Below are 13,181 nucleotides of genomic sequence, written 5' to 3'. Positions count from 1 at the left end.
TATGAGACAAAAATTATTAGATGCTATAAAAAAACATGTTGAAAGTGAATATCCTAACGAGGCGTGCGGTCTGATTGTTGATACGGGTAAAACTCAAAAATATATATCTTGTAAAAACATATCAGACAATCCCAAAGAGCATTTTTTAATCTCACCTGATGAGCAACTGGAAGCCGAGAAATTGGGTGAAATTATTATGATTATTCACTCTCATCCTGATGTGGTATCACTTGTCCCGTCGGAATTTGACCGTATTCAATGCGACTATTCAGGCGTGGAATGGGGAATTATGTCGGTTCCGGATGGTGATTTTTGCACAATATCACCGCGTGTAAATCGGGATTATACAGGGCGTCAATGGTTGTTGGGGTATGCTGATTGTTGGGCATTAATCATGGACTACTATAAACGTGAGCACAACATCTATCTAAAAAATTATTCTGTCGCTCACGAATGGTGGGAGAGTGGAACGGAAAATATTTACGATGACAACTGGCAGGAAGAAGGTTTTGTAGAAGTTGAGCTGAAGGACATGAAAATTGGTGACATCATTATGATGCGAATTGGCTCACAAGTTACAAACCATGCCGCTATTTATTTTGGTGACAATCTTATTCTACATCATCTGTACGGGCAATTATCATCAAGAACGCCATACGGTAAATATTTTAGAGATAGAACCGTTCGAATAGTACGACACAAGGAGTTATTTAATGCTGAGTAATGTAACGTTTAAAGGCGCAATGGCGAAACAATTTGGCAAAAATCATCAATACGATGTGCAAAATATTAAAGAATTATTGCGAGCATTATGTGCAACGATAAAAGGCTTTGAAAAATACATGAGTTCAGCGCATTTAAATGGCGTTAAATTTGCCTTTTTTGTTGATGGTAAAAATATTGGTATAGATGAATTTGATATTAATGCTTGCGGTAAACATTACATGATTATGCCTGTATCGCAAGGGGCAAAAAGTGGCGGAATGTTACAAATTATTATTGGTGCCATTGCGCTGGTGGCAGCATTTTTTACGGCAGGATCTTCACTTGGCGCGTGGGCGACAGCAATGACTGCAACAACAGTTACCGCAACTTCAATTTTAACAGGAATAGGTATTAGTATGATGCTTGGCGGGGCTGTTCAATTGCTTACACCTCAGCCGAAATTTAACGCTGGTGGTTCATCAAGTACTGAAAATAAACCAAATTATGGGTTTGGCGCACCAGTTAACACCAATGCTGTAGGATACCCAGCCCCTGTTTTACTCGGTGAGCGAGAAATTGGCGGCGCGGTAATTAACGCTGGTATTTATTCAGAAGATCAACAATAGGTGGATTATGCATTTAATAGAAGGTCAAAAAGGTGGTAGTAAAAAACAGCACAATCCGTATGAACAACCAGATAATTTGCTTTCAACTGCTAAGCTTAAAGCATTGATTGCATTGAGTGAGGGTGAAATTCAAGGAGATCTGAACGAGCAAAATATTTATATTGACAATACTCCGTTAGCTAACGCTGATGGTTCACGTAATTTTAATGGTGTTACTTGGGAGTTTCGTAATGGATCACAAACTCAAGAATATATTAAAGGTATCCCTGAGATAAGTAATGAGTTGCGAGCAAATTACATAGTAAAGGCGAATAAACCATGGGTGCGTTCATTTTCTAATTTGGATTTAGATGCCATTAGAATTAAATTGAGCGTACCAACGTTAGTTGAATATAAAGATAACGGCGATGCTGTGGGTACGGTGGTGAACTATACAATTGATTTATCAACAGACGGCAGTGCTTTTCAAACTGTTGTTAATGCTACATTTAATGGGAAAACGACATCTGAGTATCAAAGAGATCACCGCATTAACCTTCCTAGTGCCATAGACGGGTGGGCGATTCGTGTTAGGCGGTTAACGCCTGATTCTAAAAGCGGTAAATTAATGAATACTTTTGGCGTTTCTTCATATGCAGAAGTGATTGATAGTAAATTGCGATATCCAAATACTGCTTTGCTTTACATTGAGCTTGATGCTAGTCAGTTTAACGGGTCGGTACCTAAAATCAGTTGTAAACCCAAAGGGAAGCTCGTTCAGGTTCCAGACAATTACGATCCTGTTAGTCGAACATATTCGGGAGTTTGGCGGGGTGGCTTTAAAATGGCTTATACGAATAATCCTGCTTGGCTTGCTTATTATCTAATGCGTGATGAGATAGCGGGCATGGGATTACGGATTGATTCTACTATGATAGATAAATGGTCTATTTATCAACTAGGGCAATACTGCGATCAGATGGTATCTGATGGGAAGGGTGGCAAAGAACCACGTTTTGCTTGTAATGAATATATACAAAGCCAAGAGGATGCTTACACAGTACTTAAAGACTTGGTGGCGTCATTTCGCGGGATAATTTTTTGGGGTAATGATCAGATTTGTTTAACGGCTGACATGCCGCAAGACGAGCCTGATTTTATCTATCATCCATCAAATGTTATTGGGGATTTTGCTTATTCAGGTGGTTCATATAAAAATCGATATACTTCGTGCTTAGTTGCTTATTCTGACCCTAATAATCATTATTGTGATGATGTCGAGGCGGTGTGGGATCATAATTTAATGCGTCGATACGATGTTAATGTAATGAAATTGACTGCTATAGGTTGCACATCACAATCAGAAGCCCAAAGAAGGGGACGTTGGGCATTACTTTCAAATGCGAAAGATGAGGTAATAACTTTTACTGTTGGATTAGATGGGTATATTCCTATGCCAGCTAGAATTATTGGCGTTGCCGACCCGTCCCGTTCTGGTAAAGAAAACGGTGGACGAATCCATGCTGTTTCTGGTCGAAAAATAACGTTAGATAGAGTCGTTGACTATGAACCGGGAGACAGATTAGTAATTAATTTGCCAGATGGGACAGCGCAAAGTAGGACAATCAAAACTATTGGAGCAGATAAAAAAACGATTACCGTTTCTGCAAATTATAAAATGACACCTGTTGCTGGTAACGTTTGGTGTATAGATAGCGATAATGTTGCGATTCAATATTTTAGAGTAACATCAATATCAGCGACTGAAAAAGGCCAGTTTTCAATAACGGCCATTCAGCATGATCCTAATAAGTTCAAATATATTGATGAGGGTGTTAGGCTTGAATCAAAACCAATTACAGTTACTCCACCAAGTTCAATTTCTACTCCAAAAAATATTGTTGTTTCAGAAAGTAGCTATATCTCACAAGGATTGTCAGTTGCTTCTTTAAATGCAGCATGGGATTCAGTAGATGGCGCTACGAACTACGTTGCGCAATGGCGAAAAGACAATTCAGCGTGGATTAATGTTGGACGTACAAACGGCACAAATTTTACTGTCGAGGGAATTTATTCAGGTGTTTATGAAGTTCGTGTAAGAGCAGTTAATGCAATTGATGTCTCATCTCCTTGGGCATACTCACAAGCGACCTCAATTAAAGGTAAAGTTGGCAAGCCAGATAAACCAATTGGATTTACGGCTAGTGAAGATGTTGTTTTTGGTATTGATTTAAAGTGGTCGTTTCCTGACGGTAGCGGTGACACAAGTCATACTGAAATCCAATACTCTACTAATGAGAGTGAAGAAAAGGCGCTACTGTTAAGTAATGTTACGTATCCAAGTTGTAGTTATTCACAAACAGGATTATCAATTGGTCAAGTGTTTTTCTACCGTGCTCGATTGATTGATCAGATCGGAAACGTTAGCGACTGGACAGAATGGGTGAGGGGGATTTCTAGTACAAATACTAACGATTTAACCGATCATATTTTTGATGAAATCAAAGAAACCGATGCTTGGAACTCTCTTATTGATTCAGTTGATAATGCGGCGATTAGTTCAATAGAAAACGCAAAGGCGATCATTGAAAATGCGTTAGCTAATGATACCGAAACACGCCGTCGTAGAATTGAAAATGGTAACTTGTCAGCTGAAATCAGCGAAACTAATTCTGTTTTATTAACTGAAAAAGAGGCGACAGCAATCGCTTTGAAGGAGCTCCGCTCTAACTATGGAGATGTTAGTAGTAATTTATCAGAACTAAAACAAACGACCGCAGAACAAAATGCTGCCACAGCTAAATCAATTGAAGCTATTAATACTAAAGTTGGAGATGTTACAACATCTATTTCAGATGTTAGTGAAACCGTAAATAATCTCAATGGCAAAATTTCAGCTCACAGAACCATGAAAGTTCAGGTTGATAATAAAGGTCAACAGTATGTTGCAGGTATGACGATGGGAGTGGAAAACACTGATAAGGGAATGCAAAGTAACGTCATCTTTCTTGCTGATAAATTTATGGTTATGAACCAAGCGAATGGCGATCCAGTGCCGGCGTTTATCATAAAAGATGGTAATGTGATCATGAATGGCGCAATCATCGGTAGGGCGTCATTAAATTTTGCTACAATTTCAGACACGATTCAATCTGAAAATTATGTTCCAGGGAAAGCCGGATGGAAGTTGTTTAAGAATGGTAATTTTGAAATAAATAGCTCTTTTCTTGGTGGCGGGCGAATTGAGTTAAATGGCAATGGTTTAGCTGTTTTTGATGAAAAAAATATACTGAGGGTATTGCTTGGTAACCTGAGGAGGTAATATGCCAAATTTTGGTTTAAAAATTTTTTATCAAGACGGTCCTGACGTTTTACTGGATTCGTCTTGCACTATGTGCTGTATTCTAGGAATATGCTGGGTTGGACAACGTCAAACCGGTATTTTTGTGCCCGATGGTTATCAGTATTACATGCATTTAACAAATGGTTCTGGGTATAATATTGATTTTGAGGTAGATGAAGATGGCACCAATATTTGGGTGTGCGGCGCTTTTGATTCAAGAAGTTATTTGGATCACAATCGGCAGGTTATTTTGGAAAATGGAGCTAACGCGTGGGGATATGGAGGTGACAGCGGTAGTGGGTATAATCAACTGTGTATAATAATTGGTTATCCGATACACAATCCTGCATCAGGATTCGGTATTTCATTCACGGGTCAAAATAATTTTTTCTCCATTAATCAGACGTCATTGTGCGCACCTGTAGTATTTAAGGGGGATATTACAATATCAGCTAAAGACGGATGGCGACCAAGCAATATTAATCCGTACCTGAACTTCAACAATTGCGCAGTCTTTGTTTATAGTGAAAAACAGGATTTATCAATTGGAATTGGATATAATCGAAATATTGATGAGCACGTATTATTTGCGCACAACACTGACGGTGTCAAGCTGGGCCATGATATTTCTATAAAAGTGGTTGTTTTTGCAAAACAAAAAATTGTAAATACTCAATCAAAATATGGAATGAGAATTTACAATGCCTCTGGTGAAATAGTCTATGATTCAACATCTGGAATTTTAATTAACCCACAATTATTCAGCTTTGGATCGATTAACCTTAGAGAGTTCGTTAATATACCAAACATTAGACGCCCCATGTTTATTCCAACATCCATCGGCGGTTATGCGAGTTTTGATAAATACAGCGGCGTTACTAAACAGATTGGATTTGCTTCAAATGGATTTAGTCTAGCGCCATCTTATATAAATCATGAAAATTATAAATGGACCCATCCATTTAACGGAAAATTTACTTCAAATTTTCCGTTAATGATTTTAGATGCTGAAAATTATTTTAAATTTTAAAAAGGGAGCAATGATGAAAAAAATAATATTACTATCCATATTGTTATTTTCTAGCAATTCGTATTCTGAAAATTTAAATTGCAATGCAATTTATAAAGAAAAAACGTTAAGGGGAGCAGTAAAAAGTTTTGAAATTAGTAAGGTTAGAAAAATCAATGACAATCACTATGATTTAAAGCTCAAGTTAACTGGATCGATACGACAAAAATTGGATAATTTTCCGACTGAGAAAACTCACAATTTAATTGACGTCAAATGTGCAAATGTCGAAAAAGAGAGGCAGTTAAAATCATTATTTAAATTATTCAATACAACCGCTCATGTAGCGGTTTTTTCATGTCTAAAATTTGAGGAAAATTATGTCTTGGTATAAAACAGGCACAATAAATGTAACTAATGGTAGCAATACTGTGATCGGTTATAACACAAAATGGACAAATCCATTAATAGGAGTTTGCTCGGGACAAATGCTGATATTACAAACACAAAATACAATAGAAATATATGAAATTGCATCTATTCAGTCCGACACTCAGCTAACACTAGCAAAAGCGTATTCTGGAACGAGTAAAACAGGCATTACGTACGAAATACCAACATCACCGAAAGTTTCCATCGAATCATTGGCATTGCGAGTATCTGAAATGTTGAATTATTATCAAATTCAACTTGATGCATGGCAGTCGATATTAACAGGTGATGGAGAGGTGACGCTAACCGCCCCAGACGGGAGAGTTGTTACTATACGATCCCAGCTATCAATATCAAATGAATTAGTAAAACTTGTTGAGCAAAGTCAGGGTTTTGCACAATCAGCACGCGAATCCGCAACAACAGCAACTAATGCTAGTGTATTAGCTCAGACATGTTCAGATTCAGCTAAATCATATTCAGATAGTGCTAGCTCATCAGCTACAGCGTCACGTAACTCAGCTCAGCAATCTAGTAATATTGCAAATGCTGCTAAAGTGTCTGAAAACAACGCTAAAACATCTGAACAAAATGCCGCCAAATCGGCAGATGAGGCAAAAAAATCGGCATTGTCACTCGACACGTCAAATTTTGTTAAAAAATCGGCTGAAAAATCTCAGCACATCGATGGTTTGTTAGATGTAAAATTTTTAACAGAGCAGGATCAGCGTGTTTACTCACCGAATAATAAACCGACGGCTGATGATATAGGCGCTGTTCCCGCTATTAGAGAGGTTTTGGCTGAATCACCTATTTACCGAGTAGCTGCTCATGTTGTCATTAGAGACATGATTGGTGACCAGCGTTTAATGCCATTTCGTCGTAATGAATTACCGTTTGGTTGGTATTTTCGAAATGGTGATAATTTTTTGCTGTCGTCACCGCAAGGGCAGGCATTAAACAAACTATCAGTTAACTATAAAAATGACCACAAAATCACTATTAAAACAATTAACGGTCAACAATACATAAACCTCCCGACGGCATTCTCAGGAGGGCGAGGATGTTTTGAGCGGGCAGTTGATGGTGAAAAACGGCAGGTTGGTAGTATAGAGACGGATGCTATCAGAAATATAACGGGGTACACGTCAATGTATAGCTACAACACCAGAGATAGCGGTGATAGCGGAGCATTTCGTCGGGTTGCGGTTGCGAGAAATGCAGTAGGGGGAGCTAATCCAGTTCAAAATACTGTGCTAGATAATTTTTGGTTTGATGCATCGCTGCAGGTGCCAACAGCAAACGAAAATAGACCAATTAATATTGGTATGACACCTGTAATTTATTTAGGAGTTTAATATGATTAATTATTATTTTGATAACACAAATGAACTAAGACCGTTTACACATAAATTAGAAGCTAATGATGATACATTACCGCCAGACAATGCGTTACGGATTGCCCCTTCATTTAAAGAAGGTTATTGGCCGTGTGAACAGAACAGCAAATGGATTTTAATTGAAGATAACAGAAACAAAACGGTATATAACATTGAAACACAGGAACCGCTAAAAATCGAATACATTGGTAAAATTCGTGATGGGTTTACCGAGTTAGAGCCGTTTGAGTTTTGTCAATGGAATGGCAAAAAATGGGTATTAGATGAGGATGCAAAAAATGAGAATATCATTAAAAACAATCAATTATTGAAAAACTCATTACTCAATGATGCACACGAAAAAATAGCTATTTTGCAAGATATTATTGATTTAGATATGCAAGAAACGGATGAAGAGGCGCAGTTGAAACAATGGAAAAAATACCGCATTGTATTAACTCGTGTTGATGCGTCAGATATTAATGCTAAATTTCCAGATAAACCCAAATAACTACCACACTCTACCACTATCAATTTTCAATTTCACATACTCAACAGCGTCATCTAGCATCACAAAATCAGCAATATCATATAGTGTTTTCTGCGTTTGATAGAATACATAATTGTGATCGTAGTCGCTGTTGATAATGTAGCATTCGCCCGTAATTTCATTTTCGAAATCCTCTGGCGACATGCGTATGTAAATTGGTAGTTTATTGTTATCATGATAAGTGAAGTGTGAACTTTTTAGAGGGTATTTTATATTGATTGTATTTTGATGTGAAATTTTGGAAGGAGGGTTGTAAGATGGTGTGACCATTTTGTGACACAAATATTTATTAATATATACTAAAATCTATTAAAATCTACTAATTGAAATCATGGCTAGCCCTTGTTGTTTCTAGTGTTGTTAAGGTTTTTCAATTAATATATTTTAGTATATTAAGGCACTTCTAAGCCGTAGGTCACAGGTTCGAATCCTGTAGGGGACGCCATTAAAACCCAAGGTAATCAATTAGTTACAGTTGTAGATTCAATGCTTGATATTATTTTTATATTCTTCAGTTAATTCTTTGTTATACATTTTTAATCCCCAATTTGTTTTATCTATTTCAATGACGACAATATAACTCTCATCAAAAAAGTTAGTTTTTTTACTGGCTACTTTATTAAATTTTCACAATAAAAACGCATAATGATGCAAAATCTCAAATTCTAGATTTATCAGCTGAATTACGAGGTTAACCAATTAAATTAATTGAAAAACTGGAGCAGTTTGGGAAAATGCAAATGCTACATAGTAAATCATTAGGTGGTGGGTTATTTGAATTACGAGCGTTAGAGAGCAATAATATAGCTAGAACTATTTATATATATCAAAAAAAGTAATTTTTATTTTACATGCTTTTGTTAAAAAAACACTAGCTGGCGCATTACAAATAGCACGTAAACGACTATAGGAGATGATTAACGATAAGTAAAAAAAGTACAACATTTAGTTAAATCAAACAGCATGCGCTCGCAGATCCAGTTGCACAGGCTGCGTATGATGAAGCAGAGAATGAGTGGAAATTAAGTGAATTATTGCTGGCAGCGAGAGAATATGCATAACTACCTCAAACTGAGCTAGCACCACTAAATACAAATATAAAAACGATTTTAAAATATTTAAGCGGGTGTAATGTAAAAATGAATATGAATTTATCTACACTATAAACTATATAAAAAATAATCACACAGCAGTAAAAAAACAAAAAATATAAATGTGGATATTTTATATGCTGACTCTGGAGAGACAGTTACTAGATTACAGGTGAATAGTTGTTACCCAGTAAATAGTTTTTGATTAACACTTTATGATTATCATATAGTTTGTTTTAACTATTGAGCAATATAAAAGAGCTCAATATTGAAATCGAATAAATAAATCCAAAGTCTTTCCTAGGGAAGCTTTACAAAATAACAACATTAAACAGCTATGGAGATAAAATGGCGTTAACTGAGTCACAAAAACGAATAAGGCAACCAAAGTTACCCCAGTGTATGTATTTCGGATAATGAAAATGTGCTATTAACTGAAATAAGCGAACTGTACGGTTAATTTGGGCAGGATTATCACAATTAAAAAAATTTTAAAAAAGCTTTATATTATAGTGCGATCTATATAATAATATATATTATCAAATAACAAACAGAAGAAATAAAAATTTTTCATCATCCCGCTAATTCTGTAAAAAAACTTAAAATATAGCAACATAGATATAGATACTTGTCTTTCCGAGCTGTCAAAATTCGTTAGCTTAATTAAACGATTGTTTATTTTTTCATTAAAACGAGATTCATCTTTTTCATAACATATAGACATTAAAGTTTTTTGAACTGAATCAGTGTTAATGTCGTTCCAGCCAATCGCTTTCATTATTTTTCCTCAATTTTTAGATAATTATTATCGCTAAGCTTGTCATAAAGCTCGTTTGGCTGAGATTTAATTTCTGCTTCTTTAGCGTCTTGCATTTCGGTATCGTTTATTATTTTACAATATGCTCTTTCGTAACCGTTCTCTATAGTTTTATGTAACATCATCTTTTTATCTCCTTTCTTTTATTTCAAACTCAAGCACACTTGTTTAAATGCGCTTTGATTTGAATGCTGGTACATACCCCAGCAGGTGATGCGCTCCCTTACTCTGCGTTATTCTTTCATCAGCTTAGGGGGGAGCTAGGCATTTTGTTCTAAAATGAGCTTTGCTTTCACACTGTCTACTTGAATAACTCTTTATAAAGTTGTTCCGACTTTTCTAATTTTTAAAGAGCTTCAACTTTTTTGTTAGACTGTTTTGATGTGATTACTACAAAATAAGTTGTTATTAATATTAACACCTAAAATTGTTATTATTTTTAATTAAATTGTTGTTTTTATGTGATTGATTGTTACTCGATTGCTTGTTTTTTTAATCAGTGAAGTGTTTTAAAGTTTGGGGGGAATTTTAGGCGTGAAAAAAGCCCGTATTGGGCTTTGTTATTTTGGGGATATATTAAGCGACTCTAGCTACGCTTAATGCAAATTTATACCCGTCATTGTATGCAGTAAAAGCATCTTTGTGTCTGACGCTACCTGCTTGACTGTACGGGATACTATCTAAAACTGAATCATCAATCGCTTTAGGTATTCCATTTACAGCATGAAAATATCCTAACTCAAATGCACAGCCAGCGCATTTATGTCGGCTAAATGTACCTTGATATTCAGGTAATGATTCGAAGTGAGCATCGTAACGGTGTGCCTTATGGCATATAGGTGAATAACCCATTTTTAATACCTCTCTGAGTGATGAGCATTAAATAGGGCTTTACTTAAAAAGAAAACGAATATAGAATAATTATCGAGATCTCGCAATAAAGCCCATAATGCTTTATTTTTTTGTATTAGCCCGATACGCCAATATCGGGCTTTCCCATATCTAGTAGTTTATGTTGCCGCTAACCACTAAATATAGATCAAATTATACCCAATAAAATAGAAATCTTCAATAAAAAGATCTGCTTAAAGAGGTCTATTACCAATGATAAGGCTATTTTTTTATTTTTTGCTGAATAGATGTGGAAAATAAGAGACATCCTTAGAATGCGATTAATGAACGATTAGAGGCATGTAAAAAAGTACAGTTAATTTATAGATAAGTATGAAAAAAACCGCACAGGACTGGCTGAAATAGAGGCTTATTATTGTAGGTTGTTTTCATTCCGTTTTTTCTGTAACGCTGATTCAAGTTTTAATTTCTGGTATTGAACTAACATTAAAGGTAAACCAAATGACCAAATCAACGCCAAACTTGCAAAAAATATGTAGGCATATTCAAATAAAAGTTTAAAAATAAAGGCTCCATCATCTGGCAAAATCATACTTATGAATAGCAAAATCAAAGTTATAAAATAACAATAAAATAAACAACAAGCTTTAATTAGCTGAGTAGATGGTTTTTTTATCATATAAAAAGCTTCACGCCAATTTTTTGCGCTCAAAATTTCGGATGGATCACCAATAATTGTAATAATAGTTATTAGAAAACCACTTAGTATTGAATACAAACTTACCATCAAATTAATAGCGTCTGAATTATTAGTTATATAATCCTTACCTAAATAAGACATGAAAGTACTCAATGAAATGGTTAGTATAAATTTCATTATGTTCACTGTAACCTCCTAACTGATGGTTACTGTTTATTTGTACAGCATTATTTATCTATAATACCACTTTTTTCAAGTTCTACATAATAATTTTTAAGGCAATTCCACGCATTTCTCGTATTCATAGTTTTACCATTTCTATCAACTTTTATAGTTTTTTTTATCTTTAAATCATCGAAAGTAATTGTATTACCGGACTGTGTTTTTATGGAATAGCCTTCTTTTTCATCATTTATAAAAGCGGTACCTAGCTCACATAACTGTTTAGATGATATTTGTTTATTTTCATTGTTTAAATTAAAGGTCAAACCGACTTTCATGTTTGCTAATTCTCTAATGTCAGTATCGTCATTTCGATTAAAAAGACTTTTTAATGCATCTATTATACCTAACGCAATTTGATCTTTAGTTTTACGATCTTTTAATTTGGCATATTCCAGTGATGCTTTATATAAATTTAGATTTAAATCGATGTAAGACACTCCCTCTTTATTTATTAATTTAATTTTATCTTCATTTGCAGTTGGCATAAATCTCATGCATGAAGCGTTTAAGTTGAAATTATCTGCTATTAATAATTTTAAATGTTTGAATGCAGCTGAATTACCCATCGTACATGGGCAGCTAATTATATCATTTTCATAAACTAAAATACATGCACCTCCATCCATCCAATTTTGGTTTTTAGGTGGTTCAATTGAGTCGATTTCTACAGTTATTTCTTCGGAAGGAGATGGCACTGTGTTGGCTGTTGATGTTGGTTCGTAAAACGCTATATGTAAAAGTAATATATCTTTCTCTTCACGTTTGTCATTGACTAGTTTACTAAACTCGGATTTTGTAATGTAACTTTCTTTATCATCCATATTGATTTTTCGTAAAAGTGTATTTGTTTTTGACTCAAGAATTTTTTTTAATGTTTCCTGAAGATTTAAATCAGGTTTTTTCTCGTCACCAATATCAATCCATGAAAATCGATGATAATACATTGTTCTATTTATTGTTTTACCTTTTGTCATTTTTCTCTATCATACCCAATTAAAGTTATCTATTTAATATTAAAAACCGCCGAAGCGGTTGTTACGGATAATCTTTACCACCATTTGGTGGTTTACATCTCATTAATCTACCTAACGTCATTTCCCACCCTTTGAATACACCATATTTTTCAATTGCTAATAAGGCATATTCTGAGCAAGACGGCTCAAATCTACATGCAGAGCGAATGCGATTGGAGGCTATCGCTCTATATAGATATATTAATTTAAAACTAAGCCACTTCACGTCTAAAGATAATCACATAATAAATAGAATATTCTTCTTTTTTTCCTAAAAGAGAAGCAAGACACCCTGGGGATGTTCTTACTCCAACGCTTTCAACGCTTACAAATTCCCAATTATCGTTGGCTTTGTTATTTATTATTTCACGCAAATAAGCTCCTGCTTCATTGCCTTTATCCTTTTTTCCGACATTAATATTTGGTGGAATTTGAACTGTTTCATAAATATAACGCACTG

16 protein-coding genes are annotated in these 13,181 nt (G+C 35.1%); 8 read left to right on the top strand and 8 right to left on the bottom strand.

Going from position 1 to position 13,181, the window contains the following annotated elements; translation table 11 throughout:
* The first annotated feature begins 1 nt into the window (after position 1).
* The 7 genes from A9G48_RS03560 to A9G48_RS03530 are packed head-to-tail and all read left to right on the top strand — an operon-like array spanning position 2 to position 7,984.
* Positions 2-724 carry a C40 family peptidase gene (locus tag A9G48_RS03560; protein WP_034945319.1) on the top strand — a complete coding sequence of 241 codons (723 nt, stop codon included), beginning with the start codon at positions 2-4 and terminating at the stop codon, positions 722-724.
* On the top strand, positions 714-1,331 hold the full coding sequence (locus A9G48_RS03555; protein ID WP_065575790.1) for a tail assembly protein: 618 nt from the start codon (positions 714-716) through the stop codon (positions 1,329-1,331). The genes A9G48_RS03560 and A9G48_RS03555 overlap by 11 nt, the downstream gene beginning before the upstream one ends.
* Before the next feature lie 7 nt (positions 1,332-1,338).
* Positions 1,339-4,632: a host specificity protein J gene (locus A9G48_RS03550; protein WP_034945326.1), complete on the top strand. Its 3,294-nt coding sequence runs from the start codon at positions 1,339-1,341 to the stop codon at positions 4,630-4,632.
* A gap of 1 nt (position 4,633) precedes the next feature.
* Positions 4,634-5,683 (top strand): hypothetical protein, encoded by a 1,050-nt coding sequence (locus tag A9G48_RS03545; protein WP_065575789.1) that lies wholly within the window; start codon positions 4,634-4,636, stop codon positions 5,681-5,683.
* Positions 5,658-6,056, top strand: a complete 399-nt coding sequence (locus A9G48_RS03540) for a hypothetical protein (RefSeq protein ID WP_034945332.1) — start codon at positions 5,658-5,660, stop codon at positions 6,054-6,056. The genes A9G48_RS03545 and A9G48_RS03540 overlap by 26 nt, the downstream gene beginning before the upstream one ends.
* On the top strand, positions 6,043-7,452 hold the full coding sequence (locus tag A9G48_RS11800) for a hypothetical protein (protein WP_081299231.1): 1,410 nt from the start codon (positions 6,043-6,045) through the stop codon (positions 7,450-7,452). The genes A9G48_RS03540 and A9G48_RS11800 overlap by 14 nt, the downstream gene beginning before the upstream one ends.
* Before the next feature lies 1 nt (position 7,453).
* Positions 7,454-7,984 (top strand): tail fiber assembly protein, encoded by a 531-nt coding sequence (locus tag A9G48_RS03530; protein ID WP_065575788.1) that lies wholly within the window; start codon positions 7,454-7,456, stop codon positions 7,982-7,984.
* Here A9G48_RS03530 and A9G48_RS03525 read toward each other — a convergent pair whose 3' ends face one another.
* Positions 7,985-8,293 (bottom strand): hypothetical protein, encoded by a 309-nt coding sequence (locus A9G48_RS03525; protein ID WP_065575787.1) that lies wholly within the window; start codon positions 8,291-8,293, stop codon positions 7,985-7,987.
* Positions 8,294-8,757: 464 nt separating this feature from the next.
* Between A9G48_RS03525 and A9G48_RS11935 the strand changes: the two genes are divergently transcribed.
* Positions 8,758-8,862 carry a hypothetical protein gene (locus A9G48_RS11935; protein ID WP_335340530.1) on the top strand — a complete coding sequence of 35 codons (105 nt, stop codon included), beginning with the start codon at positions 8,758-8,760 and terminating at the stop codon, positions 8,860-8,862.
* Between the two features lie 754 nt (positions 8,863-9,616).
* Here the strand turns inward: A9G48_RS11935 and A9G48_RS03520 are convergent.
* The 7 genes from A9G48_RS03520 to A9G48_RS03500 form a co-directional block, all read right to left on the bottom strand.
* Entirely contained in the window at positions 9,617-9,892 is a 276-nt protein-coding gene (locus tag A9G48_RS03520) for a hypothetical protein (protein ID WP_034945341.1), read from the bottom strand.
* Positions 9,892-10,056, bottom strand: a complete 165-nt coding sequence (locus A9G48_RS11535; RefSeq protein ID WP_155268317.1) for a hypothetical protein — start codon at positions 10,054-10,056, stop codon at positions 9,892-9,894. Before A9G48_RS11535 ends, A9G48_RS03520 begins: the two co-directional genes overlap by 1 nt.
* Positions 10,057-10,507: 451 nt before the next feature.
* Positions 10,508-10,783: a hypothetical protein gene (locus A9G48_RS03515; protein ID WP_034945345.1), complete on the bottom strand. Its 276-nt coding sequence runs from the start codon at positions 10,781-10,783 to the stop codon at positions 10,508-10,510.
* A 412-nt stretch (positions 10,784-11,195) separates the two neighbouring features.
* Entirely contained in the window at positions 11,196-11,624 is a 429-nt protein-coding gene (locus A9G48_RS03510) for a hypothetical protein (RefSeq protein WP_141672951.1), read from the bottom strand.
* A gap of 86 nt (positions 11,625-11,710) precedes the next feature.
* The gene (locus A9G48_RS03505; protein WP_034945351.1) at positions 11,711-12,682 is read right to left on the bottom strand and encodes a hypothetical protein; all 972 of its coding nucleotides are present in this window, start codon (positions 12,680-12,682) and stop codon (positions 11,711-11,713) included.
* Between the two features lie 61 nt (positions 12,683-12,743).
* Positions 12,744-12,947, bottom strand: coding sequence for a membrane protein insertion efficiency factor YidD (yidD, locus tag A9G48_RS12010; protein WP_080715874.1), 204 nt, complete (start codon positions 12,945-12,947; stop codon positions 12,744-12,746).
* Positions 12,934-13,179, bottom strand: a complete 246-nt coding sequence (locus A9G48_RS03500; RefSeq protein ID WP_034910092.1) for a hypothetical protein — start codon at positions 13,177-13,179, stop codon at positions 12,934-12,936. The genes yidD and A9G48_RS03500 overlap by 14 nt, the downstream gene beginning before the upstream one ends.
* Positions 13,180-13,181: the final 2 nt, after the last annotated feature.

This window comes from Gilliamella sp. wkB18 (assembly GCF_001690875.1).
Taxonomy (GTDB): domain Bacteria; phylum Pseudomonadota; class Gammaproteobacteria; order Enterobacterales; family Orbaceae; genus Gilliamella; species Gilliamella apicola_A.
The sequence above is the reverse complement of the archived record's forward strand: the minus strand, read 5'-3'. Positions and strand labels throughout refer to the sequence as shown.

Excerpts from the sequence above, each read along its gene's own strand:
- A9G48_RS03560 (WP_034945319.1), top strand. The coding sequence starts at position 2 with ATGAGACAAAAATTATTAGATGCTATAAAAAAACATGTTGAAAGTGAA.
- A9G48_RS03555 (WP_065575790.1), top strand. The coding sequence starts at position 714 with ATGCTGAGTAATGTAACGTTTAAAGGCGCAATGGCGAAACAATTTGGC.
- A9G48_RS03550 (WP_034945326.1), top strand. The coding sequence starts at position 1,339 with ATGCATTTAATAGAAGGTCAAAAAGGTGGTAGTAAAAAACAGCACAAT.
- A9G48_RS03545 (WP_065575789.1), top strand. The coding sequence starts at position 4,634 with ATGCCAAATTTTGGTTTAAAAATTTTTTATCAAGACGGTCCTGACGTT.
- A9G48_RS03540 (WP_034945332.1), top strand. The coding sequence starts at position 5,658 with ATGCTGAAAATTATTTTAAATTTTAAAAAGGGAGCAATGATGAAAAAA.
- A9G48_RS11800 (WP_081299231.1), top strand. The coding sequence starts at position 6,043 with ATGTCTTGGTATAAAACAGGCACAATAAATGTAACTAATGGTAGCAAT.
- A9G48_RS03530 (WP_065575788.1), top strand. The coding sequence starts at position 7,454 with ATGATTAATTATTATTTTGATAACACAAATGAACTAAGACCGTTTACA.
- A9G48_RS03525 (WP_065575787.1), bottom strand. The coding sequence starts at position 8,293 with ATGGTCACACCATCTTACAACCCTCCTTCCAAAATTTCACATCAAAAT.
- A9G48_RS11935 (WP_335340530.1), top strand. The coding sequence starts at position 8,758 with ATGCAAATGCTACATAGTAAATCATTAGGTGGTGGGTTATTTGAATTA.
- A9G48_RS03520 (WP_034945341.1), bottom strand. The coding sequence starts at position 9,892 with ATGAAAGCGATTGGCTGGAACGACATTAACACTGATTCAGTTCAAAAA.
- A9G48_RS11535 (WP_155268317.1), bottom strand. The coding sequence starts at position 10,056 with ATGATGTTACATAAAACTATAGAGAACGGTTACGAAAGAGCATATTGT.
- A9G48_RS03515 (WP_034945345.1), bottom strand. The coding sequence starts at position 10,783 with ATGGGTTATTCACCTATATGCCATAAGGCACACCGTTACGATGCTCAC.
- A9G48_RS03510 (WP_141672951.1), bottom strand. The coding sequence starts at position 11,624 with ATGTCTTATTTAGGTAAGGATTATATAACTAATAATTCAGACGCTATT.
- A9G48_RS03505 (WP_034945351.1), bottom strand. The coding sequence starts at position 12,682 with ATGACAAAAGGTAAAACAATAAATAGAACAATGTATTATCATCGATTT.